This window comes from Bacillus sp. 95MFCvi2.1 (assembly GCF_000374965.1).
Taxonomy (GTDB): domain Bacteria; phylum Bacillota; class Bacilli; order Bacillales; family Bacillaceae_G; genus Bacillus_A; species Bacillus_A pseudomycoides.
On sequence record NZ_KB895690.1, the window covers coordinates 114,525 to 137,571 of the forward strand.

The window sequence follows — 23,047 nt, forward strand, 5'->3', positions numbered from 1 at the left end:
TATTATATGACAATTCAGGAAATAAAAAAAGGAAATTTTATATTTTCTATACAAAAGTTTTAAGAATATTGTTATGCAAACAGATGAATTAGGAGATTTAAAGATAAATGCAAGTAGGATTCTTGTATAGAAATAAAGAACCTTTAATGTATTAGTTGAAAAGGAGGTAAAGTGATGGAGGTTACGATTCGTGCAGTAGAAATACAAGATGCTAGAGCAATTCATCGTATATGCATACAAAATGATGTTTTACCATATATGGTTTTCTTGCCTAGTATGCGAGTGGATGCGATGGAAAATAGGATTCGAAATCTAGCGCCGAATCAATTTGAATTTGTTGCTGAGTATGATGGAAAAGTCGTTGGGTTTATTGGTTTAACGCAAGGGCAAGGACGAAGGTCACATTCGGGAGATTTATTTATCGGTGTAGATAGTGAATATCATAATAAAGGCATTGGGAAAGGTTTGATGACGAAAATGCTGGATCTTACAGATAATTGGTTAATGCTAGAGAGAGTAGAACTTGGTGTTTTGGAAATAAACCCTGGTGCAAAAGTACTATATGAAAAATTTGGATTTAGGGAAGAAGGTATAAAAAGGGGGAATCTAAAAGCTCATGGTAAGTTCATTGATGAAATTATGATGAGTCGTCTTCGGCCCAATGGTTTAATTGTACATAATTAAAAATTACAAGAAAAAGAATGCTTTTTTTGTAAAGCATTCTTTTTCTTGTAATGGGGAGTAGCTTTTTCTTAAAGATGTAAGATTTACATAAACATAACACTTTTACTTATTATGTAAGTAGTCTATACTAGAGTACATATATTTTCAAATTGGAGCGAGTAAATAAAACATGGAGCTGAGAAAATTAGAACATATCATTGAAGTGAAAAAAGAAGAACTTTTTGCACTTGTTTCAAATTATGGATTTCAACACCAAAAAGTACTTGAAATGAGCCAGGAATTAGACAAGTTAATAAATTATTTTATGTTATTAAAATAAAGAGCGGTCACTTTATACAGAAATAATGATTAAGTGATAGTTGGTTAGTTTATTAGCTGTAAATATTAAAAAGTATAATTATTTCCTTATTTAAATATATCTTCTAACATCATTAAGCGTTACGAACCTCATTTTAGAATCTCATCATGTTATAAACACTACTGTAATATGAAGTATGTTTTATTTAAATAATTTAATGAAAGAAAGTAAATAGATTAGCGATATTTTTGTTTATGAAAAGACCACCAAGTAAAATGAAATTATTAACTTTTGTTGATGTTTTTTTCAGTTCAACCATAGAATTGAGAAGAAACCTTATAACAAGAAGCTGTGCATCATAAAAAATGTTTGAAAATGAAGAAGTAGTTTCGTATATGAATGAAATTCATGAGAATAGTGCTGGGAGAACTTTCATTCAATTATGGAATGAAACGAATCGTTATCCTTTTTGTGAAACTAGTGATGTTTCTAATCTTTAAGTGCCTGCATTATGTATTGCTGGAGGGAGTTCGGAGGATGAGTCTTCAGCTGCTATATCTTTTAAATAACTAAATTCGGAGATTCATATTGCTATGTTTCCTTTGGCTTAATCATTTAGTGTATAATGATCAATCTGAAATGTATTCACATACATTGTATACCTTTTCAAGAACTTTGAAAGTTGCTAGTCGAGAAAGCTCATTTTTGGGTATAATAATAAAGGAATTTATTTATAGTATCGGTTAGGAGCGTAGCAGGTATGAAAACAGTTGTTGTCATAGGTGGCGGTATTACAGGACTTTCTACTATGTATCATTTAGAAAGATTAAAAAAGGATTACGATATAGATTTGGAATTAATCCTTGTAGAACAGAATGAATATTTGGGCGGGAAAATTCACAGTGTGAAAGAAAAAGATTTCATCCTGGAAACAGGAGCCGATTCAATCGTTGCACGAAATGAAAATGTTATGCCATTTGTAAAAGAACTGAAATTAGAAGATGAAATGGTATATAACGAAACAGGTATTTCTTATATTTACTCAAATGATACGTTACATCCGATTCCTGCTGACACAGTATTTGGTATACCGATGAGTGTAGAGTCGTTATTTAGTAGTACGTTAGTTTCAACGAAAGGGAAAATCATTGCGCTGAAAGACTTTATTACAAAGAATAAAGATTTTACGAAAGATACATCACTCGCTGTATTTTTAGAAAGTTTTTTAGGAAAAGAGTTGGTTGAAAAACAGATTTCCCCCGTTCTTTCAGGAGTGTATTCTGGTAAATTGAATGAGCTTACAATGGCTTCTACACTACCATATTTACTTGATTACAAAAATACATACGGCAGTATTATAAAAGGTTTTGAAGTAAATAAAAAACAATTTCAGGCTGCTGGGAATAAGAAGTTTTTATCATTTAAAAATGGACTTTCTACGATTATTAATCGTTTAGAAGAGGAATTAGCTGAGACAGATATACGAAAAGGAGTAACAACGACGAAGGTAAATAGAGTTGATGATGGATATGAAGTTTCTTTTTCAAATCAAGAGACAATAAAAGCGGATTACGTTGTTATAGCTACTCCACATGATGTTGCACAAACATTATTAAGTTCTAATGAATTAGATGATGATTTCAATAAACTAAAAAATTCTTCGTTAATTAGCATTTATTTAGGGTTTGAAATAGCTGATGAACAATTACCGGTAGATGGAACTGGTTTCATTGTTTCAGAAAATAGTGATTTACTTTGTGATGCATGCACGTGGACAAGCAGGAAATGGAAGCATACATCAGATAAACAAAATTTATTGGTGAGATTGTTTTATAAAAGTTCGAATCCTGCTTATGAAAAAATGAAACATAAAAGTAAGGAAGAATTGATTCAAGTTGCCTTATCTGATATTGAGAAAAGCCTTAGAATTCAGGGAGAACCGCAAATTGTTGAAGTTACGGACTGGAAAGATTTAATGCCAAATTATCATTTAGAACATAACCATGCAGTTCAATCTTTAAATGAGAAATTATTAGATGTTTTTCCAAATATGTATCTAGCGGGGGCTTCATACTATGGTGTAGGCATTGGGGCTTGTATAGGAAATGGAAAGAAAACGGCAGAGAAGATTATTGAAGTATTGAATAATCACTTTGAATAACGTAACCTTTATATTTTTGACGAAATCCCTCTCTAGTATAAGAGTGGGATTTCGTCTGTTTTTTACTAAAAATTGTATCTATCGTTTATTCTTTAATTTTGATTAGGGTTTCTGCACGTTTCGTTTTATTTTCTGTAATTGTTAATGTGACGTTACCAGCTTCTTTAAATGAATAAGGGGAGAGTTGATAAACCTCTTTTATGTTATATTTTTCTTTTATTTCTTTTGTGGATGTATTTTTTATTAGGGAAATATTCGGTTTCCAAGTTTCTGTTTTACCAGAAGGGTAGTTTATGATAATTTGAGGTTTTTCTAAACTCAGTGTTTTCCAAGAAGCGAAATAAAGTTCGGTTTCTTTTTCTTTTTTGATTATTTGTTCTGAGAAATAACCAAATTCACCAATATCACCTGAAACGATATATTGTGTATTGTTTGGTTTAATGTCTAGCAAGGAAGGTTGATAAGTGGCTGCGTGATAAAATCCATATGAAAGTGATAATACCGAGGCGATTACAAGCCCAATTATAAATTTTTTCAAGCTGTTTCCTTTGAAACTTGTCATCATCGCCGAGTTTGGTGCGAATCGCTGTGCGAATAAAAAAACAAGTGAAATGAACAAGAGGGCAATGCCTATAAAAATATACATGATTTTCGGTCACCTCCGTTAATACAACTCTTATCTCTGCGTTGAATAATAACGTGATGTATAGTTCACTAATATTTTAACATAAATATCCAATTGATATTGGATATGGGGAAGCTTTCGAGAAACAAATGTATATAGTTCATTTTTAAAGAAACATTAATCCTTATTTTTATTTGTTAATTCCATTTTCCGTGTTCCGAATAATAGTAGGAATCCGATTATGGTAATCATAATGATTGCAGTTACTATTAAATCAGTAAACATCAGATTTTGGTTTTGAATTTCTTTTCCGGTAAGTGTTAGAAATACTTGAAAGATAATAATTTAGAGTATTAATTCGGTTAGATTTAAAACGAATTAAATATTGTGTATAAACCGAATAAATTAAGAAAACCATGGGGGAAGCCTGTTTCATCTATTTAGAAAACAGGCTTTTATTTATGATGAAACTTCCGATTGGAGAAGATTTTTCTGATATAATAAATCAGTAAAAAGAAAAACATTAGGAGGATTTCAATGGCATTTCCTGTTTTAGAAACAGAACGGTTACGTTTAGTTGAAATTGATCAATTTTATTGTCAAAAAATATATGAAATTTTTTCGCTTGAAGAAGTAACGCGCTATTATGGAATGAATTCCTTTACAGAATTTGGTCAGGCTTCGCGTATGATTGAATCTTTTTCAAAAAATTTTTTTGAAAAACGTGCAATTCGATGGGGAATTGTATTGAAGGAAACAGGTATTTTAATTGGTACGATTGGATTAAATAATTTACAACTTTGGAGTAAACGTTCTGAGATTGGTTATGATTTACATCCTTCTTACTGGAGAAAAGGCTATGCAACGGAAGCTGTGCAAAAAATCATTACCTATAGTTTTCAGGAGCTAGGGATATTCAGAATCGGTGCAATTACATATCCTGAAAATGTAGCATCTTGTAAGATGTTGTCCAAAATAGGATTTCAGAAAGAAGGACTATTAAGAGGGTATATTCATCAAGGAGATCAACAACGAGATGTATATATATATTCTATTATACGAACAGATATAGAAAAGAACCATGAGATATAGTACGCATGGTTTTTCTTTTATAATTAGATAGTAATGAAAAATAACGAACCCCTCTTATCAAAAGATAAGAGGGGAATGAAGAAATTAACCTAATTTAGGTAATAAACGTTCTCCGCTTTTCATGCTACTTTTACATAAAGGGCATTTTGGCTCTTCTTCAAATGAAAAGTTCTTTCTCATCCATCCTAAACAATCCTCTGATTCACATTCCCAAACAGGGGTTTGTTCTGGTGGTACTTCTGCTACATCGTTCTTTCGATTGCGATACATGTGACCACTCCTTTTATGTAAAAATTTTAATTATATATTAAAAAGGTTGTTAACCGTGCGATGGTAACAACCTTTTTATTGTTTAAATTATAGCTTTACAACGTTTTTAGCTTGAGGTCCGCGGTTGCCTTCTTCAACTTCGAAGCTAACTTCTTGACCTTCGTCAAGAGATTTGAAACCTTCGCCAGTGATAGCTGAGAAGTGAACGAATACATCGCTACCGTCTTCAACTTCGATGAAACCGAAACCTTTTTCGCTGTTAAACCATTTTACTTTACCTGTTAATGTCATGGTAAATGCCTCCTAAAAATAAGAAAAATAAATTACAATATGATCCGTCTTATTTCAACGAAAATAAAAATTCACATATTATCAAAAAACCATTAGGAATACTTATTATTCTTAATAGATGCTTGATAATATGTAAAGTTAAGCTTTTATAAATTTGACCTTAAGACCTATCTTACAACAAATGGTGAGAAATAGCAAGTGTTGGAAGGAAACAGGATATTTTTAAGAGCGAGTGCTTCAATAATGCTATTGGTATAGGGATTTGATTGTATTTCATGTATCTAAGTTTTTTATTAACAAGATTAAAAATATTCACTTTTATGTATTATTCCTGGTTCGAAAATATGTGAAAATACTCCAAATGATTACGAGTGGCATTCCTTGTTGTATTTTTAAATTTATGGATATGAATTTTAAATGGGGATATAAAAGTATAAAAAATAATAAATTTAGTGTAAAATAGGAAGTATTTGTAAGTTATAGAAGGGAAGGGAGGAGTAGTTTTGAATAATAGTCGATTTAAAACAATTGAAGCAGCAAAGGAAGGTCGAAAAAAAGTACACCCAATTTTAGCAGTAATATTATCGATTGTATTTTTAACACTTGGTGAGTTATTCATGCTATTTATGTTGTTTTTACCAAAAGCAGAAACGACATTGATGAAAGGGATTTATGATAACTTAAGGATGTTATTAACATTTGGCGGAGCAATTTTATTTGTATTTTTATGGGTTCGTTTTGTGGAAAAACGTCCATTTTCATCAATTGGTTTTTGGAAAGATAAAGCTTTAAAAAAATACTTACGCGGAGCATTCATTGGGCTTACATTTATAACAATACCCGTTTTAATTTTAGTTTTAAGTGGTTCTGTTACCTTACATATACAACAGATTTCAAGTACAGTCATATTGGGAATGGTAGGTTCTTTAATAGCATTTTTAGTACAAGGTGCCACAGAAGAAATTGTTGTACGTGGTTGGTTATTTCCAGTTATTTCAGTTAGAAGTCGGGTATGGATTGGAGTTGCTGTTACCTCATTACTATTTGGGTTTCTCCATCTACTGAATCCAGGCATTACAGTTCTTTCTATATCAAATATCATATTAGTTGGTGTATTCGCAGCGTTTTATGTATTAAAGGAAAATAGTCTTTGGGGTATATGTGCTTGGCATTCTATATGGAACTGGGCTCAATATAATATATATGGTTTTGCGGTAAGTGGTACAACAATATACTCTACACCTCTGTTTAAATCAACAACAAGCGGTCCGAAATCGTTACATGGAGGAACTTTTGGGATTGAAGGAAGTGTAATCACAACAATTATGCTTGCTGTTGCCTGCATTGTATTATGGAGACAATTGTGGGGAAGAAAATTGAAACAACATAATATTGGATAATTTATGGGGGATAGTTATATTGTGATTAGAACAACATCGTGCATAATGTGAAAAGTAATGAGTATGACTATAACGTTTAAATGTTTGATAGAAGGTTCCTAAGATTAGTATATTTGATTTTTTTATTATGCAACTGTTCTTTGATATGATACAGGATATTTTTTACAATATAAATTTGAGTGTTCTAGATGCCTAAAATCAATATCTTCATGTGGATAAGAATGAAGTTTATTTTGTAATTCATACGTTTCGTCAAAATGAAGGAATGTTATACCTTTATGTAATAAACTCATTTCAGTCATCTTCTTTACGTACTAATCTAGCACAAATTTAAATGACTTAAAATAAAATGCTTTCTTAATTCAACTGATTTCAAAGGGTATAGTCTGGATAAAGCTAACCGTATTTTGCCGAGCAGAGATGGAGTGTGGAAAAATTCTTATATGAATTTTAGAAAATCATAATCCTTTTACAGAATAATCTTGCAATATGAAACTGAATAGAAATACAATAAAAGGAAACCTATGAAAGATTTTGATCAAATGTTATTTTTGGGGAGAGAATGGATGGAGAATTTTTAAGAAAAAGCATTTTTAAAGAATAATTTATAACAAGTTATTTTTGAAAAACGCAATAGGTAGGAAAAAATGAGTGATGGAATGTTGGGGGGAGGAAATATGTACAATGAAAACACTATTAAAAATACTAGGGATAATTGCTGGAATGGTAGTAATCGGTGTGGCACTTACTTACGGAATTTTATATTATCTCAATCATAGTAAACCAACCGCTAAAAAAACACCAACTGCGGCTCCGGCAGTGGAAGTGTTAGCTGATAGTAAAGTAAAAGCAGAGAATGCAAAACTTCTAGATAATGGTAATTATTCGTTGCCAAATAGTGACTTTAATAAAGGCTTTAAGTGGGCTGATGAAAAATTACAAATCGCATTACATGAAATGGCACATCAAAAAGTAAAAGCGGATCAAAAGTGGGGTTATATTTTTATAACGCAAGAACGAATTGAAAGTTTATTGGGGATTGTTAAGAGTAGTGATATGAATCATAAAAATACATATATAGATATTTTAGAAAGATGGAAACAAGGGAAATACGAGAAAGTTGATGCGGATCATAATACGATTTGGAAATTACAAAGCGGTAATCTTGGCGAAGGTAAGGGTGTAATGTCACAAAATGAGCAGAAAGAGTTGGTTAATAAAGTCTTCATGCAAAAGGAGACATTCTCAGGAAGCATGTTAATAGCAGGTGGCGAACAAGTTAAAAAATAGTTTTGAAAATTTGATAGATAAGGATAAATACGTAGCGAAATATAAAAGTTCCGCTGCGTATTCGCTTTATTTGACATATGAAATAAATGGGAATAAGATTCATATATGAAATAAAAAAGGAAGGCTTTTTCGAATGGATATGAAAAAAAGAGAATTATATGGAAATATTCGAGATGTCTATCATCAACTGCAAAGAAATTTGGATAAAGCGATAGAAGAGCACGATATAAGTTATGTTCAATTTGGTGTGATACAAGTACTTGCGAAGTCTGGAAAGGTTTCTATGTCTAAGCTAATTGAAAATATGGGGTGTGTTCCAAGTAATATGACAACGATGATCCAAAGGATGAAACGAGATGGTTACGTTGCGACAGAGAAAAATCCAAATGATCAACGTGAAACACTTGTGTATTTAACTGAAAAGGGAGAAATAGCTAGGGAAAAAGTCGATGTAAAATATGCAGGTTTTTTAGAAGAAAATTGTAGCTGTTTTACTGATGAAGAAGAACAGAAGCTACAAGAACTATTATTAAAATGGAAGCATTGTATAGTTTAATTGTGATATATAAGAAAAAGTGTAACATTCTGTTACATTTTTCTTTATATAAATAATACATATATGAAATAAAATAACGTATATAAAATCGGAGGTGTGGGGAGGAATTTAAATAATTATTTCATATATGAAGTAAAAAGAGGGGAATACAAGTTGCAAGTAAAATCAATGTTACGTATTTTAGCAGTTATCGCGTTTTTTATCGGTTTAGATTCTTTAATTGTTTCACCATTATTGCCTGCGATTTCACAGACAATAGGAATGCCTGCTGAAAAGGGAGGGCTTTTAATTACAGCATACGCACTATGCTATGGGATAACAGCTCCATTTTTTGGACCATTGTCTGATAAGGTGGGGAGAAAGCAAATGATTGTCACAGGTCTTATCATTTTTTCAGCCGCTACATTTTGTACCGGGCTTACGAATCATTTTGAAATACTCTTATTGTTTCGTGGACTGACTGGTTTATCCGGAGCTATGATCATGCCAAGTGTATTTGCATTAGTAGGAGATAAAGTACCGTACCAGTCACGAGGAAAAGCGATGGGGATGATTATGGGAGCAATGGTTGGATCGACGGTATTAGGTGTCCCTATCGGTGCGTTTTTATCTGAGGTAGGAAACTGGCAATGGACATTTTATATTATTGGATTACTGGCTTTGCTTGTTACGTTAATTACAAGTCGATTGTTACAAAAAGAGATTTCGAAAAACCAGTTATCAATTTCTGCACCCAAAGCAATGATTGGATCTTGTAAAATCGTATTTACAAATTTCTCTGTTTTCTTTGCGTTATTAGCAACGTTTTTATGGACTGTAGGACTACATGGTATGTTCTCATACATAGGTGTGTATTATGGAAGAAATTTTGGGTTTACAATTGGACAGATTGGAATTGTTATTTTCTTTGCTGGTTTAGGAAGTGTAATTGGTAATATAGCTGGTGGGAAATTGGCGGATAAAATAGGTAAGAAAGTTGTGGTTTCAATCGCAAGTATATTTGCTTCTATAAGTGTGATTTTATTTTCTGTATATATTGGAAATGTAAAATATGCGATTACCGCACATATGATCTGGAGTATATGTATTGGGTTTGGTCAGGCTTCACTCACTGCCTTGATTTCAGAATTAAATCCAGCTATACGAGGGACAGTTATGGCATTAAATAGTTCTGCAATGTATATCGGAATGACGATTGCTTCAAGTGTTGCATCGTTTGCTTTGAGTAAAGGTTTACCGTTCTTTGTCTTAGGAATAATTTGTGCAATTGCTAGTTTACTCGTCCTTCCGAGCATATATTTTCTTGTTCAAGAGAAGGCTACAACTACGAAAAATCAAATTGGCATATAAAATGGGAAGGAAAAAGAAGGTATACGTTATAGGTGAGAAATGAATGAAACTCCAAAAAGAGTTGGTATCCTTCAGCAGAGACAATCAACTCTTTTTCTTTGTTTACTTTACCTTTGTTGTTTCACCTAGTTTATATTTAAATTTCTATTTTTTGAAAAGAAGCTACAATCTTTTGTAACTGCTCAATAAACATTCGTGTAGCGGCACACATATATTTATCCTTTCTATAAATAATTCCAATTTCTATTGTTGCAGTAGGATTTTTGATTTTAATAGCTTGAATAGAGTTACTCTGTAGAAAGTCTATATATGGTTTAGGCAACACTGTAATTCCCATTCCTTTTGACACCATGTGAATTAATGATTCCATTGTACTTATTTCTAAAATTGGTTTTGGTGTAAAGTTAAAGTTTTGACAATGCGAACGAATAAGCTGTGTTAAAAAGAAATTTTTGGGAAGAAGGATAATAGGATATTTCTGTAACACTCCCATCGTTACAGTAGTGTGTTGTGTTAATTCGTGATTAGTTGGCACTACTAAAGTAAGTTCATTTTGATAAAGCGGAATAGATATGATTTCTTTGTCTTGAACAGGAAGAAATGTAATGCCAATATCTAATTCGTTTTGTAACAATTTTTCACGAATTTCCCCAGTACGAAGACCTAATACGGAAAGTTCAATATTGGGATATAACTCATTAAAATTCAAAATGGCTGGTGGTAATAAGTAGTTTACGGTCGTCAATAGAGCACCAATGGTTAACTTTCCTTGCTGAAGCCCGTTTAAATCTTGAATTGCAGCATGCGCTTGTTCTACTTCGTGAAAGATTTTTTTACTATGTGAAAGCAAAATTCTTCCCGCTTCTGTTAAAGAGATTTTTTTGCCAATTCGATCAAAAAGAGGCATACCAATTTCATGTTCAAGTGCACGAATCTGTTGACTCAGTGAAGGTTGTGAAATGTTTAATTTTTCAGCTGCTTTTGTAAAATGTAATTCGTTTGAAACAGCTACAAAGTATTCTAATTGTCTTAACTCGATGGGAATCACCTCTAATGATAGGTTTTACCTATCATTATCATATAAATAATTGAATTGAACAATGATCATCTTGAAATTATACTCACATTAGTAGAACAGCAAAGTAATCATTGTAAAAAATAGATGAGGTGATGAAATGATACAAGCATTAAAATCTAATACATTACCAGGTAATTATTCTCAAGAACTTCATAAGAGATATCAACAAGCTGTACCAATAGGGGTATATAATTTAACACCTTTGTACGTACAATCGGAAAAAGAAGCAATGATAACAGATGTAGATGGAAATAACTTTATTGATTTTGCGGGTGGAATTGGTGCAATGGAGCTAGTGACCGATCATGTAACGAAAGAACCCGCAAAAGAATTAACAGCGCAGTTAATTAAGGAGTTTTGGGAAAATGGGCTTATAAGCATTGGGGCGGGTATACATGATAATGTTCTTCGATTTTTACCACCACTTGTAATTTCGAATGAAGAAATTGATAAGGGGTTTGAGATAATAAATCAAGCTTTTGAAGCGCTTTGTCAAAATAGTAAAAGGAGTGGGGAATGATGCCAAGGTCGTATGACTTGAGGTCTCTTAATGTAGGTATGCCAAAAGAAGTGTCATATGGTGGGAAATTAATTCAAACGGGTATTAATAAATCACGGGTAAGTGAGCCTGTTTTTTTATCATCACTAAAATTTAACGGAGATGGGCAAGCTGATTTAGTCCATCATGGAGGAATAGATAAAGCAGTTTGTGTTTATTCCTATAACCATTATCCGTATTGGGAAAAGGAATTGAATCGAAAGCTTGTATACGGTGCTTTTGGAGAGAATATGACAGTGCAAGACATGCTTGAGGAAGATGTTTGTATAGGTGATATATTTCAAATTGGCGAAGCGGTGGTACAAGTAAGTCAACCAAGGCAACCTTGTTTTAAATTAGCAAAAAAGTATGATATACCGCAATTACCACTCTACTTCCAAAACACAGGGTATACGGGATTTTATTTTCGTGTTCTAAAAGAGGCGTGGGTATCACCAACAGATTCTCTTACGCAACTTGAGTCTGATCGTAAAGGGATTTCAATCGCTTTTGCAAACCATATAATGCATAAAGAAAAACGTAACTTTGAGGGAGTACGAAGGATTTTAGGAGTAGAGGCCCTTTCAGCAAGTTGGAGAAAAACATTTGAAAAACGTTTGAAAGGAGAAGAAGGAAGTACGAAGGAGAGATTAGAAGGGATTAGTGAATAACGGGGTAGGAACTGTAATGTTAAAGTATAAATATTAAGTGACTCCTATGCATCTACCAGAGCTGATTCGTGCAAAATATATCCGTAGTGAAAAAATTTGGATAAATATTGATTGTTCAAATGAAGAAAGATAAACAAAGGATTAGCGAATCTCACTTAGGTATTTTTAGGAGGAGTTAAAAATGAAAATAGGGTTAATCGGTCTAGGGAAAATGGGATTAAATTTAGGTCAAAATTTAATTGATAAGAATCATGAAGTAGTGGCGTATGATGTAAATACAGATGCTATAAAAGAAATAAAAGAATATGGAGCTATAGGTACATCTAGTCTATCTGAACTTATTCAATCTCTCGAAAAACCAAGAATTCTATGGATTATGGTGCCACATGCTATTGTTGATACTGTTATTAATGAAATTACACCGCTTTTAAGTCAAGGAGATATTGTGATTGAAGCGGGTAATTCCTATTATAAGGAATCCATTCGTCGTTATGATGAGTTTAAAAAAGCTGGTGTACATTTTATGGATGCAGGAACGTCTGGTGGAACAGAAGGTGCTCGTAATGGTGCTTGTTATATGATTGGAGGAGACCCGGAAGCGTGGAAAACTGTTGAGACTGTATTTCGAGATACAGCTGTAGAAAATGGATATTTATATGCAGGAAAAGCAGGAAGTGGTCATTTTTTAAAAATGGTTCATAATGGGATTGAATATGGTATGATGGCTGCTATTGGTGAGGGATTTGAAGTGTTAGAGAAAAGCGAGTTTGATTATGACTATGAAAAAGTAGCAAGAGTATGGAATAATGGTTCAGTTATTCGTTCATGGCTCATGGATTTAACGGAACGCGCATTTTCAAAGGATGCAAAGTTAGATGACATTAGAGGAATCATGCATTCTTCAGGAGAAGGAAAATGGACAGTTGAAACGGCTCTTGATTTACAAACAGCGACACCTGTTATTGCCCTGTCCTTATTAATGAGGTATCGTTCATTAGAAAATGATACATTTACAGGTAAAGTTGTTGCAGCACTCCGTAACGAATTTGGCGGACATGCGGTAGAAAAAAGTGACAAAAAATGAGTCATTATCTTAATGTAATTGAAAAACGTTTTCTACATAAAAACAACCTCGTTCTTAAAAGAACGGGGTTGTTTATTATTTATATATCTTTAAAAAGAAGAACACGTGCTGGAGAGGCATCAGTTCCAACTAGTTTTAATGGTGCAGCTACCATAAAATACGGATCTGCCGGCACGTTTTTTAAACGTAATCCTTCAATGACGATAATATTTGCATCGAATAATGCCTTATGAGTTGGGTGTCCTGGTTGGCTACGTTCCACCCCGAGAGCATCAATACCAACTCCTCTAATGTTTCGCTCCGCTAGATAATGGGCACCGTCTTCTTTTAAAAAAATAAATTCATAATTAAACTCGTCTTCAAAAGAATTACGAGTTTTAAATAAGATAAAGTCATTCTCTTGAATATCGAGGTGTTGTAAATCAGTTATTGTAATTCCATCTTCAACAGTTGTTAAATCAAAAACTTTAACAGGTCCCACTAATTTTTCTAATGGAATACTTTCAAAGGTTGCTCCTTCGTTAATCATATGTAATGGTGCATCAATATGTGTACCTGTATGGACGTCTAATGTAATACGTGACTCCGTGACATGCGCATTTGTTGTTCTTGAAAATTGTGGTTGTTTTTCAGGCTTATTTTTGTAAACAGTCATCCCTTCAAATATAGGTGCTGTAATATCATATATTTTCATTGTAACTTTCTCCTTTCAAATGAGAGGTTATCGTTGGCCACCAATGGAAGCGATCTCTTTCTAATAAAGCATCAGATTCTTTAGGGCCCATTGACCCAGACTCATAGTTAGGAAAATGTTTCGCCGGTTTATTACGCCAAACACTCGAGATTGTATCAACGAATTTCCAAGAAAGACATACTTCGTCCCAATGTGTAAAGTTAGTTGAATCACCACGCATACAATCGTATAGAAGAACCTGATATGCTTCAGGTGTATTCATTTTGTCCATACAGTTATTACAATAACTTAATTGGATGGGTGTCGAAGTAGTACCGCTATCGGTTTTTTGCGCATTTAAATGGAGGGTAATTCCTTCTTCCGGTTGAATATGAATGACCAATAAATTAGGATGAACTTTTTTTTCCTTATTAAAATATAGATTCATTGGTAAGTCTTTAAATTGTATGACAATTTCAGTTGATTTTTCTTGCATACGTTTCCCAGTTCGAATATAGAAAGGAACTCCTGACCACCTGAAATCTTCAATCATTAATTTACCAGAAACGAATGTTTCTGTGTTCGAATCTGAATCTACTGCGTTCTCTTCACGGTAGCTAATTACTTTTTCCTCGTCTATCATACCTGGTCCATATTGTCCTCGTACAAAATTATGTTCTACTGTTTCTTCTGAAAGTGGCTGTAAAGCACGTAGTACTTTGACTTTTTCACTTCGGATTTCATTTGCGGTTAGCTTTATTGGTGGTTCCATTGCAAGGAGTGCCACCATTTGTAACATATGATTTTGGACCATATCACGTAGTGCACCTGAATCTTCGTAATAGCGGCCTCGCTCTTCTACTCCTAAAGTTTCACTTGAAGTAATTTGGATGTTAGCTATATATTGATTATTCCAAAGGGGTTCGAAAATTGCATTCGCAAATCGAATGACTTTAATGTTTTGAACCATTTCTTTACCTAAATAGTGGTCAATACGATAAATTTCATCTTCTGTGAAGGCATGGCGAATTTGATCATTTAATGCTTGTGCTGATTCATAATCATGTCCAAATGGCTTTTCAATCACTAAACGAATCCAACCTTCTGTTGAAGTTAATCCTTCTGATTTTAAATTCGTGGCAATTGTGCCGAAAAAATCAGGGGCCATTGCTAAATAAAACATACGATTCCCTTCGGTAAAATACCTTCCATCTAGAGTGATTAATAAACTTTTTAGCTCCTGATAAGAAGATAAATTCGTTACATCAAAAGGATGATAATAAAAATGGGAAGCGAATGTATCATGAGTCATGTTTTCTTCTTGTAAATTGTGAATAGATTGTTTAACATTTTCACGAAATTCTTCAGTAGATAATGGTCTTCTTGCCACACCAACAACGGCAAAGTTTTCAGAGATTTTCCTTTGTCGAAAGAGCCTGAAAAGAGACGGGAATAATTTGCGCTTTGCTAAATCACCTGTCGCACCAAAAATAACGATAATACATTTAGGAGTAGTATAATTTTTCATGGTTAAATAGCCCTCACTTTAAATGAAATTAGTTCCCACTTAGTATGGTGATTATTGAACAATACATGTAAGAGTAAGATAAAATAATTTTTATCCCGCTATTCGCGGGCAGTAAGACCTCCCACCTCACAATTCAGCGAAAGTACAGGAATTGAGTCGGAGATAAACTGCCCGTAAAAGCCCGATTGGTGAGGGCTAATAATCAGTGGGGGATGAAGAAAACCCGCACTGATTAAAGTTTCACTTTATCTGACATATATCGGTTAGCTGTTAAATATAAAAATTATAAAAGTGCTGTAATACTAAAAAAATAATTCCTTAGAGTTTTACTGAAAAGAACTTGTCTGAATCATAAAGGGAAAAAACAGGTGGATTAGTATTCGGAGTTATCTTGAAAATCTTAACTTATTTTGGTATATTTTGTGATGATGCGTTGAGTTGTAAGAAGACTTACTTGATTTAAACACAATAGAAAACAATTACATTGATAAGAATGAACTTATGGAGGAACAATATGGGGAATCTTATTCTTTCTGAAAACTTTTTTGTGGAGGAATCGAAAAAGGAACCGTTATTTCAATTATTTGAAGAAGTGTTTCGTATTCCTGTTCAAACGTTACAAAATTTTGAGGCCAATGGATTTTGGGACACTACATACAAACCTTTTTCATATTTACAAGAAGGTCAAGTAATAGCAAATGTGTCTATGTTTTCGCTACCAATGTTTGTAAATGGAGAACGGATTTATGCAGCTGGTATTCAATCTGTCATGACACATCCAGAATATCGGAGAAAAGGCTTGATGAAGCAGCTGTTTTGTAAAGTATTACAAGAAATAGATACAAAGTATGAATGTGCAATATTATTTACAGAGAAACCGGAATTATACGAACCATTTGGTTTTCGAGTCATACAAGAATATCTGATGACATTATCATATGATAATACTCTACCTCGCTCGTCTTCACTTCGAAAATTAAACTTTTATGATGAAAAAGATATGGAACTTATAAAGGGAATAATAGAAAACGCTCAACAGCTTTCAATGGAATTTTCAACATTAAACTATCAGTCTTCTTTTTATTTTAATATGTACGATGCGAAATGGAATGAAAAACTATATTATTCAAAGAAACTCGACGCGCTTATTGTATTTGAAGTAAAAAATCAAGTACTGAAACTATTTGGTATTTTCGCACAAATCTTTCCGATTTTAGATGATATATGTGCTGAAATATCTGAGCCATTTACAGAGATTGAATTTTACTTTTACCCTGATGAGTTAGGGCTTGAAGAGGTAGCGCACAAAGAGTTTCAATCTAAAAAACATTTGATGGTTCGCGGTGGTGAAAAGATCGATTTTAAAGGATATAAATTTCCAGTTTTGACTGAATTTTAAATAGAATCTTAATCTAGAAGTAACTATTAACAGATACTTTTTGATTGGATTACAGGAAATGATAGATAAGTGAATTATGGAATGTTTAAGAAATTATACTTGTAGTCCATCAAAAGATAATGGATTTGAAACAGAATTTTTGGATTTTACAATTGAGCATACATAATTAAAATTAGCCGCATTCTATTATGAAAGAATGCGGCTTTTTGTTATTGTCTTGAAATAGAGTTAAATAAGCGTCCATAAAGTTTTGTGATAAAAGTCTTATTTTCCATCAAATTAAGGCACTTTGATTGACGAATGTATAATTAATACTTATCATTTAATAATGTTAAATATTAATCTGTGGAACATAATTGTAGTAGTGATGAAAATGTCCAGATGAATAGAATGGAGGGGGATTAGAGTTATAAAATGATAATTTCATAAGAAAAGGAGACAATGTATGAAATCATTTCGCAAATTGTTACAGTATTTAAAACCATACATGTTCTTCGCCGTTATTGGACCATTGTTTATGGTACTTGAGGTTGCGATGGATTTAATTCAACCGACAATTATGCAACATATTATTGATGTTGGAATTGCTAATCAAGATTTTCATTATGTAATTAAAATGGGAATTTTTATGATAGGAGCAGCAGCACTTGGATTAATTGGTGGGCTTGGATGTATGATGTATTCTACGAAAGCGGCTGTTAACTTCGCAACGGATATAAGAAAAGATGTTTTTACAAAAATCGAGACGTTTTCTAGTGAAAATCGAGAATCATTAGGGACTGGAAAATTACTAACGATTGTTACAAATGATATTACATCCATTCAAGCAGCCATGACGATGACATTACGCGTTCTTGTTCGTGGCCCATTATTATTTATAGGCAGTATCATTATTGTTTTTGTTACAGCAAAAGATCTATTTTCTATTCTACTTGTTGTTGTCCCTATTCTTTTAGTTGCAATTGTTTTTATCGCTGGGAATGCAAGTGGATCCTTTAGAAGGGTACAAGAAGCGCTAGATAAAGTGAATACAAAACTACAAGAAAATCTATCTGGTGTTCGCGTTGTAAAGGCTTATGTAAGACAGAATCATGAAATTTCTCAGTTTGAAAAAGTAAATAAAAACTTAACGGGCATTAATATTCGTGCAGTACAAATCATTTCATTAATGATGCCGATCATCATGCTCGTTGTAAATGGTGGTATTGTAGCTACCTTATGGATAGGTGGCGTAAAAATTTTTAATGGTACACTACAAGTTGGAGCGATTTTGGCATTTATTAACTATTTGAATATGATATTAATGTCACTTATGTCCATCAGTATGGTATTTATTCAAATTGCGCGTGCTTTCCCATCCGCTGATCGTGTGCAACAAGTACTAGAAACTAATGTTGATATTGAAAATGAAAAAAATGTGTATCAGCCGGAGGAAGTAAAGGGAAATGTTGAATTTAAGCATGTAAGTTACAGTTACAGTAAAAATAATGAATATGTTTTAAAAGATATTTCATTTACCGCAAGAAAAGGTGAAAAAATAGGGATTATTGGTCCTACAGGAAGTGGGAAATCTACTTTAGTTAAATTACTTCCACGTTTATATGATGTTGATCAAGGTGCGATTTTTGTTGATGGTGTCAATGTCAAAGAGTACGATTTACAGGTGCTTCGCTCTTCAATCGGATTTGTTCCACAAAAGGCATTGCTGTTTTCAGGGAGTATTGAAGAAAATATGCGATATGGTAAAGAAGAAGCAACGCAAGGTGAAATAGAATCTGCATCAGGGGCAGCTTGTGCGACGGAGTTTATTAATAAGCTTGAAAATACATATCAGTATAACTTAACGCAAGGCGGAACGAACCTTTCTGGTGGTCAAAAACAGCGTCTTTCTATCGCAAGGGCACTTGTTCGAAAGCCATCTATCCTTGTGTTAGATGATTCTACATCTGCAGTTGATGCAAAAGCAGAAGGAATTATACAAACAGCATTGAAAGAAGAACACACAGAAACGACAACATTTTTAATCGCCTCAAAAATATCATCTGTTATAGATGCTGATCAAATTCTAGTTTTAGATCATGGTGAGTTAGTTGGAAGTGGGACGCATGAATATTTAATAGAAACATGTGAAGTGTATCAAGATATATATCTTTCCCAAGGTGGTAGTTTGCATCAAGAAAGGGGGAAAGAGCATGCGTAATTTTCAAGGACAGTTCGGAAATAAAGGTGGACGTAGCAATTCCAAATCAGGAAAACCAAAAGATACAAAAGGAACTGTAATGAGGATTTGGAACTATATGGGTTATCAAAAAGCAGCTCTTATGTTCGTTACTGTTCTTGTATTTGTCACAACATTACTTGGTTTACTAGGTCCATATTATATGGGAGTTATTATTGATGAATATATCATACCAAGAGATTTAAATGGGACAGCAAGAATGTGTATGCTGCTCATTGGGATTTATGGCGTTACGGTATTATTAACATGGCTGCAAACATACTTAATGGTTAATGTTGCATTAAAAACGATACAAAAAATAAGGCAAGATATTTTTGAAAAAATCCAAACGCTTTCTCTTCGTTTCTTTGATGTTCGTTTACAGGGAGATTTAATGAGTCGCGTTACAAATGATATCGATAGTTTAAACCAAGCGTTAACACAAAGTGTCGTGCAAATCATTTCGTCTGCTTTAACATTTGTTGGTGTGACGATTGCAATGTTTTCACTAGATTGGATTTTAGCAATTGTGACACTCATTACAGTACCCATCATGTTTTTTGTAACAAAAAAATTGGTTGCATATAGTGGTAAAAACTTTGCGAAGCGCCAAAAAGATTTAGGAGAATTGAACGGTTTTATTGAAGAAGCGATTACAGGTGCAGATGTTATTACGTTGTACGGAAAAGAAAAAGAAACAGTAAATAAATTTCATGCGATTAATGAACAACTTAGAATTTCTGCTACAAAAGCTGATACATTTTCAGCGTTTATCTTCCCAAGTATGAACTTTATTAACAACTTAGGGATGGGACTTGTTATCTTAGCAGGTGCTATTATGGTTTTAAATGGTATGACAACAGTTGGTGTCATCGCAGCTTTTATTAACTATTCTCGTCAATTCTCAAGACCACTTAGTCAGTTTGCAATGCTTATGAATACAATTCAAGCTGCAGTTGCTGGGGGAGAGCGAGTTTTTGAAATTATGGATGAAGTTCCAGAAATTCAAAACAAAAAAGATGCAATTGTTGTTCAGAATCTAAAAGGAAATGTTTCTTTCGAACATGTATCATTTGGATATACGAAAGAAAAAGAAATTTTAAAAGATGTAAACTTACATGCGCATCCAGGAGAAACGATTGCACTTGTTGGCCCCACTGGATCAGGAAAAACAACAGTCATTAATTTATTAACACGCTTTTATGATATTCATAAGGGCCAAATTAAGATTGATGGAAAAGATATAAAAGATTACGATATTAGCTCCTTACGAAGTAAAATAGGAGTCGTCTTGCAAGATACATATCTTTTTGCTGGTACAATTATGGATAATATCCGTTATGGACGGCTAGATGCAAGTAATGAAGAAGTTATTGCTGCAGCAAAAGCAGCCTCTGCACATTTCTTTATTAAACATTTACCAAATCAATATGAAACAGAGATTGCTTCAGAAGGATCGAATTTAAGTCAGGGGCAAAAGCAACTGCTTGCAATTGCGAGAGCAATTTTAGCAGATGCAGATATTTTAGTTCTTGATGAAGCAACATCAAACATTGATACAAGAACAGAACTCCAAATTCAATCTGGATTAAACAATTTGATGAAGGGACGCACAAGCTTTGTAATTGCCCATCGATTAAAAACAATTGAAAAAGCGGATCAAATTTTGGTTATTCAAGATGGAGAAATTATTGAGAGGGGCAATCATGAATCTTTAATTGAAAGTCAAGGGTTCTATTATGGACTGTATACGAGTCAGTTTAAAATTTAAATTTAAATGTTGATGTAATGCGGTTTCTTGTATTTGAGAAACCGCATTTTTTTGTGATTGCAAACATCAGAAGTACAAAAAAACAAAAGAAGGCGAAGAACCAAAATACGGATTCAAGCCAGTTGGTTTTTATTCATCTGTTGAAAAGGCGTGTATTGCTTTTTTGGATAAAGAATTGAAAGATAGTTAGGTCACAAGTTGAATTTATAAGCAATAGTAAGTTATCTTCTGAGAGTAAGAGGGTCATTAAGGCATTTATTAAATCTTTAGTTTATGCAAAAGGCGTTGGATATGATAAACCAATGTATGAAGCTATGCTGGAGATAGAAAATGATTATACCTTATTTTCTTTGTTATATAGAAATTACACAATGGACTAGTAAACAACTTAATGAGACAAGCATATTATGAAGTGTGGGACGAGTTATCATAATTGAGATGATACTTGGAGCTCCATACTCCTTTCGCAAAAGAGTACCTAATGGCGGGTACTCTATTTTATTGAACAAAATGGACATTTGAATTGAAAGGATGATGGCAGTGGAAATAATTAATAAATTCGTTGATTACTTGAAGAAATTGGCTGAAAATAAAAAGGGAGTTATTGAAGAAGAGGATGTAAAAGATGTTTGCTGAGGATATAGAAGTTTATTTAAACAATAACGGACATATCTACTCTTACAGTGGGAAAGTAACAAAACGGCAGATTTTCTATATAAATGTTCTTTCAAAATGAATAATCATTTACTTATTTTATAAGAGAAAGAGCATCTGTTATGGATGCTCTTTTTTGATGTGTATATATTACACAGTAAATATAATTCTGAATAAAGTGAAAAATTCTATTTGTTTTTACCGCAATTACATCCTTTTTTCTTTACATATCCTTGGCGATATAGGTTTTGTGATGATTGGTAATTGGAAGATTGTGAAGATGAAGTGCGGATATCTTTATTGTTAGAAGAATCTTTGTTAGAATCGTACTCTTTATTCATGATACCATCACCTCCAGTTTGATATATAAATAGTATATGTGAAAACTCTAGTAATCGTTACGGTAGTTTAAGGTAATGAAACAAGATGAAAATATGATTCGTACATACAAGATTTTTACAGTTCTAAAAAGATGTTTACAGAGTAAGTAAACATCTTTTTAGAACTCATTTTTCAGCTTATTAACTCAAGTAAAATTCAATGTAATTTCTATAGGGTCTTAAGTGAAAGATACTTAAACTCTAATTTACTGGATAAAGAATAGCTTTGGAATTTTCATATATTTATAAAATTTAATGATAACTCCTTCTATTAATACCCCCAATATGGATGAAATGGAAACTGTTGTTGGTAGTATGAAGGTGGCTGCTCGGGATAGGTTGGGTTTTGAGGTAGTGTATTGTACATAGTATTTCGATTTTGAGTGCAGTTTGCCGGAGGTCCAATTACAGTAGTTGATTGAATAGGAGATATTGCTTTCTTCCACTCTTGTTCATCAAGACAATAGGTATGAGCCATTACATTTGAGGGTGTCAGCCTTAAAATATCTGAACCAAATATAACTTCTGGTGTAGGAGCGTTAAAAATTGCTAATAAATGTGTATTGTCTACAGAGGCAATTTCATAATGCCACCAACCTTGGGGTACGTTGGCAACTTGCCCTGGTTTAATAGGGAGATTAAGAATTTGATTCGTAAACGGGTTAAGTAATGAAACAATAGCTGCTCCAGAAATACAGTAAACAAGTTCAGCTGCATTTTGATGTACATGAGGTTCAACGACGTTACCAGTGCTTAAAAAAATATCTAATAACGATGTATTGTCTAATGTATTTAATTGTTTAATTCCCAGTACATTTATATAATTTTGCTCATCTTTTTTAAAAAAATTACTCGTACTTAGATCATGAGTGAAACGGACAGAGGGAGAGGTGTAATCTATATAAGAAGTCATTTATTCTTCCTGCCTTTCTGTTTTGAAATAGGATTAAGTATACGAATTAGGATATGAGTCTAGTTATTTTAGTGTGCAGTATTGATTGTACCTATTCGTATACAATGAATGTATGTTTGAATC

21 protein-coding genes and 2 pseudogenes are annotated in these 23,047 nt (G+C 33.0%); 14 read left to right on the plus strand and 9 right to left on the minus strand.

From position 1 onward, the window contains the following. Positions 1-174: 174 nt before the first annotated feature. The 3 genes from C568_RS0100545 to C568_RS0100560 all read left to right on the plus strand — a co-directional run bounded on the left by C568_RS0100545 (position 175) and on the right by C568_RS0100560 (position 3,143). A complete protein-coding gene (locus C568_RS0100545) occupies positions 175-684 on the plus strand; it encodes a GNAT family N-acetyltransferase (RefSeq protein ID WP_003204482.1) in 510 nt (169 codons plus the stop codon). A gap of 169 nt (positions 685-853) precedes the next feature. Then, positions 854-1,003: an aspartyl-phosphate phosphatase Spo0E family protein gene (locus tag C568_RS0100550; RefSeq protein WP_003203953.1), complete on the plus strand. Its 150-nt coding sequence runs from the start codon at positions 854-856 to the stop codon at positions 1,001-1,003. Between the two features lie 739 nt (positions 1,004-1,742). After that, positions 1,743-3,143, plus strand: a complete 1,401-nt coding sequence (locus C568_RS0100560; RefSeq protein ID WP_018767017.1) for a protoporphyrinogen oxidase — start codon at positions 1,743-1,745, stop codon at positions 3,141-3,143. An 85-nt stretch (positions 3,144-3,228) separates the two neighbouring features. Here the strand turns inward: C568_RS0100560 and C568_RS0100565 are convergent, their stop codons facing one another. Continuing rightward, the gene (locus C568_RS0100565; protein ID WP_018780442.1) at positions 3,229-3,789 is read right to left on the minus strand and encodes a hypothetical protein; all 561 of its coding nucleotides are present in this window, start codon (positions 3,787-3,789) and stop codon (positions 3,229-3,231) included. 516 nt (positions 3,790-4,305) lie between these two features. On the opposite strand from C568_RS0100565, the gene C568_RS0100570 reads away from it, so the two are divergent. Then, a complete protein-coding gene (locus C568_RS0100570) occupies positions 4,306-4,860 on the plus strand; it encodes a GNAT family N-acetyltransferase (RefSeq protein ID WP_018780443.1) in 555 nt (184 codons plus the stop codon). Positions 4,861-4,944: 84 nt separating this feature from the next. Here the strand turns inward: C568_RS0100570 and C568_RS0100575 are convergent, their stop codons facing one another. Then, positions 4,945-5,130: a cold-shock protein gene (locus tag C568_RS0100575; RefSeq protein ID WP_000286203.1), complete on the minus strand. Its 186-nt coding sequence runs from the start codon at positions 5,128-5,130 to the stop codon at positions 4,945-4,947. Between the two features lie 87 nt (positions 5,131-5,217). Then, positions 5,218-5,421: a cold-shock protein CspD gene (gene cspD / locus C568_RS0100580; protein WP_003203959.1), complete on the minus strand. Its 204-nt coding sequence runs from the start codon at positions 5,419-5,421 to the stop codon at positions 5,218-5,220. 503 nt (positions 5,422-5,924) lie between these two features. Between cspD and C568_RS0100585 the strand changes: the two genes are divergently transcribed. Further along, entirely contained in the window at positions 5,925-6,821 is an 897-nt protein-coding gene (locus C568_RS0100585; RefSeq protein WP_006094887.1) for a CPBP family intramembrane glutamic endopeptidase, read from the plus strand. A gap of 112 nt (positions 6,822-6,933) precedes the next feature. Here the strand turns inward: C568_RS0100585 and C568_RS36350 are convergent. Then, positions 6,934-7,114 (minus strand): annotated as a pseudogene (locus tag C568_RS36350) (arginase family protein); the annotation flags it as partial. 391 nt (positions 7,115-7,505) lie between these two features. On the opposite strand from C568_RS36350, the gene C568_RS0100595 reads away from it, so the two are divergent. The 3 genes from C568_RS0100595 to C568_RS0100605 all read left to right on the plus strand — a co-directional run bounded on the left by C568_RS0100595 (position 7,506) and on the right by C568_RS0100605 (position 10,017). Beyond that, positions 7,506-8,111, plus strand: coding sequence for a PRK06770 family protein (locus tag C568_RS0100595; RefSeq protein WP_018780444.1), 606 nt, complete (start codon positions 7,506-7,508; stop codon positions 8,109-8,111). 133 nt (positions 8,112-8,244) lie between these two features. Next, complete coding sequence (locus C568_RS0100600; protein ID WP_018780445.1) at positions 8,245-8,667, plus strand: MarR family winged helix-turn-helix transcriptional regulator; 423 nt, start codon at positions 8,245-8,247, stop codon at positions 8,665-8,667. A 153-nt stretch (positions 8,668-8,820) separates the two neighbouring features. Continuing rightward, complete coding sequence (locus C568_RS0100605; RefSeq protein WP_018780446.1) at positions 8,821-10,017, plus strand: MFS transporter; 1,197 nt, start codon at positions 8,821-8,823, stop codon at positions 10,015-10,017. A gap of 136 nt (positions 10,018-10,153) precedes the next feature. On the opposite strand, the gene C568_RS0100610 is transcribed toward C568_RS0100605, so the two are convergent. Then, positions 10,154-11,065, minus strand: a complete 912-nt coding sequence (locus tag C568_RS0100610) for a LysR family transcriptional regulator (protein WP_006094882.1) — start codon at positions 11,063-11,065, stop codon at positions 10,154-10,156. A gap of 259 nt (positions 11,066-11,324) precedes the next feature. On the opposite strand from C568_RS0100610, the pseudogene C568_RS35055 reads away from it, so the two are divergent. The 3 genes and pseudogenes from C568_RS35055 to gnd all read left to right on the plus strand — a co-directional run. Further along, a pseudogene (locus tag C568_RS35055) lies at positions 11,325-11,615 on the plus strand (aminotransferase class III-fold pyridoxal phosphate-dependent enzyme); the annotation flags it as partial. Beyond that, on the plus strand, positions 11,615-12,304 hold the full coding sequence (locus C568_RS0100620) for an MOSC domain-containing protein (RefSeq protein WP_018780448.1): 690 nt from the start codon (positions 11,615-11,617) through the stop codon (positions 12,302-12,304). The pseudogene C568_RS35055 and the gene C568_RS0100620, both read left to right, overlap by 1 nt. A gap of 181 nt (positions 12,305-12,485) precedes the next feature. Continuing rightward, complete coding sequence (gnd, locus tag C568_RS0100625) at positions 12,486-13,388, plus strand: phosphogluconate dehydrogenase (NAD(+)-dependent, decarboxylating) (protein ID WP_018780449.1); 903 nt, start codon at positions 12,486-12,488, stop codon at positions 13,386-13,388. Positions 13,389-13,467: 79 nt separating this feature from the next. Here the strand turns inward: gnd and C568_RS0100630 are convergent, their stop codons facing one another. Both C568_RS0100630 and zwf read right to left on the minus strand, forming a co-directional pair. Next, positions 13,468-14,082: a cyclase family protein gene (locus tag C568_RS0100630; RefSeq protein WP_018780450.1), complete on the minus strand. Its 615-nt coding sequence runs from the start codon at positions 14,080-14,082 to the stop codon at positions 13,468-13,470. Next, the gene (gene zwf / locus C568_RS0100635; protein WP_006094878.1) at positions 14,069-15,589 is read right to left on the minus strand and encodes a glucose-6-phosphate dehydrogenase; all 1,521 of its coding nucleotides are present in this window, start codon (positions 15,587-15,589) and stop codon (positions 14,069-14,071) included. The genes C568_RS0100630 and zwf overlap by 14 nt, the downstream gene beginning before the upstream one ends. A gap of 514 nt (positions 15,590-16,103) precedes the next feature. Between zwf and C568_RS0100640 the strand changes: the two genes are divergently transcribed. The 3 genes from C568_RS0100640 to C568_RS0100650 all read left to right on the plus strand — a co-directional run bounded on the left by C568_RS0100640 (position 16,104) and on the right by C568_RS0100650 (position 20,977). After that, the gene (locus C568_RS0100640) at positions 16,104-16,988 is read left to right on the plus strand and encodes a GNAT family N-acetyltransferase (protein ID WP_018780451.1); all 885 of its coding nucleotides are present in this window, start codon (positions 16,104-16,106) and stop codon (positions 16,986-16,988) included. Positions 16,989-17,433: 445 nt separating this feature from the next. Then, a complete protein-coding gene (locus C568_RS0100645) occupies positions 17,434-19,188 on the plus strand; it encodes an ABC transporter ATP-binding protein (RefSeq protein WP_018780452.1) in 1,755 nt (584 codons plus the stop codon). Next, complete coding sequence (locus C568_RS0100650) at positions 19,181-20,977, plus strand: ABC transporter ATP-binding protein (RefSeq protein ID WP_018780453.1); 1,797 nt, start codon at positions 19,181-19,183, stop codon at positions 20,975-20,977. The genes C568_RS0100645 and C568_RS0100650 overlap by 8 nt, the downstream gene beginning before the upstream one ends. An 842-nt stretch (positions 20,978-21,819) precedes the next feature. On the opposite strand, the gene C568_RS34540 is transcribed toward C568_RS0100650, so the two are convergent. Next, on the minus strand, positions 21,820-21,972 hold the full coding sequence (locus C568_RS34540; protein WP_016114857.1) for a hypothetical protein: 153 nt from the start codon (positions 21,970-21,972) through the stop codon (positions 21,820-21,822). Positions 21,973-22,282: 310 nt separating this feature from the next. Continuing rightward, positions 22,283-22,924 carry a cupin domain-containing protein gene (locus C568_RS0100670; protein WP_003197674.1) on the minus strand — a complete coding sequence of 214 codons (642 nt, stop codon included), beginning with the start codon at positions 22,922-22,924 and terminating at the stop codon, positions 22,283-22,285. Positions 22,925-23,047 lie beyond the last annotated feature (123 nt).

Excerpts from the sequence above, each read along its gene's own strand:
- C568_RS0100545 (WP_003204482.1), top strand. The coding sequence starts at position 175 with ATGGAGGTTACGATTCGTGCAGTAGAAATACAAGATGCTAGAGCAATT.
- C568_RS0100550 (WP_003203953.1), top strand. The coding sequence starts at position 854 with ATGGAGCTGAGAAAATTAGAACATATCATTGAAGTGAAAAAAGAAGAA.
- C568_RS0100560 (WP_018767017.1), top strand. The coding sequence starts at position 1,743 with ATGAAAACAGTTGTTGTCATAGGTGGCGGTATTACAGGACTTTCTACT.
- C568_RS0100565 (WP_018780442.1), bottom strand. The coding sequence starts at position 3,789 with ATGTATATTTTTATAGGCATTGCCCTCTTGTTCATTTCACTTGTTTTT.
- C568_RS0100570 (WP_018780443.1), top strand. The coding sequence starts at position 4,306 with ATGGCATTTCCTGTTTTAGAAACAGAACGGTTACGTTTAGTTGAAATT.
- C568_RS0100575 (WP_000286203.1), bottom strand. The coding sequence starts at position 5,130 with ATGTATCGCAATCGAAAGAACGATGTAGCAGAAGTACCACCAGAACAA.
- cspD (WP_003203959.1), bottom strand. The coding sequence starts at position 5,421 with ATGACATTAACAGGTAAAGTAAAATGGTTTAACAGCGAAAAAGGTTTC.
- C568_RS0100595 (WP_018780444.1), top strand. The coding sequence starts at position 7,506 with ATGAAAACACTATTAAAAATACTAGGGATAATTGCTGGAATGGTAGTA.
- C568_RS0100600 (WP_018780445.1), top strand. The coding sequence starts at position 8,245 with ATGGATATGAAAAAAAGAGAATTATATGGAAATATTCGAGATGTCTAT.
- C568_RS0100620 (WP_018780448.1), top strand. The coding sequence starts at position 11,615 with ATGCCAAGGTCGTATGACTTGAGGTCTCTTAATGTAGGTATGCCAAAA.
- gnd (WP_018780449.1), top strand. The coding sequence starts at position 12,486 with ATGAAAATAGGGTTAATCGGTCTAGGGAAAATGGGATTAAATTTAGGT.
- C568_RS0100630 (WP_018780450.1), bottom strand. The coding sequence starts at position 14,082 with ATGAAAATATATGATATTACAGCACCTATATTTGAAGGGATGACTGTT.
- zwf (WP_006094878.1), bottom strand. The coding sequence starts at position 15,589 with ATGAAAAATTATACTACTCCTAAATGTATTATCGTTATTTTTGGTGCG.
- C568_RS0100640 (WP_018780451.1), top strand. The coding sequence starts at position 16,104 with ATGGGGAATCTTATTCTTTCTGAAAACTTTTTTGTGGAGGAATCGAAA.
- C568_RS0100645 (WP_018780452.1), top strand. The coding sequence starts at position 17,434 with ATGAAATCATTTCGCAAATTGTTACAGTATTTAAAACCATACATGTTC.
- C568_RS0100650 (WP_018780453.1), top strand. The coding sequence starts at position 19,181 with ATGCGTAATTTTCAAGGACAGTTCGGAAATAAAGGTGGACGTAGCAAT.
- C568_RS34540 (WP_016114857.1), bottom strand. The coding sequence starts at position 21,972 with ATGAATAAAGAGTACGATTCTAACAAAGATTCTTCTAACAATAAAGAT.
- C568_RS0100670 (WP_003197674.1), bottom strand. The coding sequence starts at position 22,924 with ATGACTTCTTATATAGATTACACCTCTCCCTCTGTCCGTTTCACTCAT.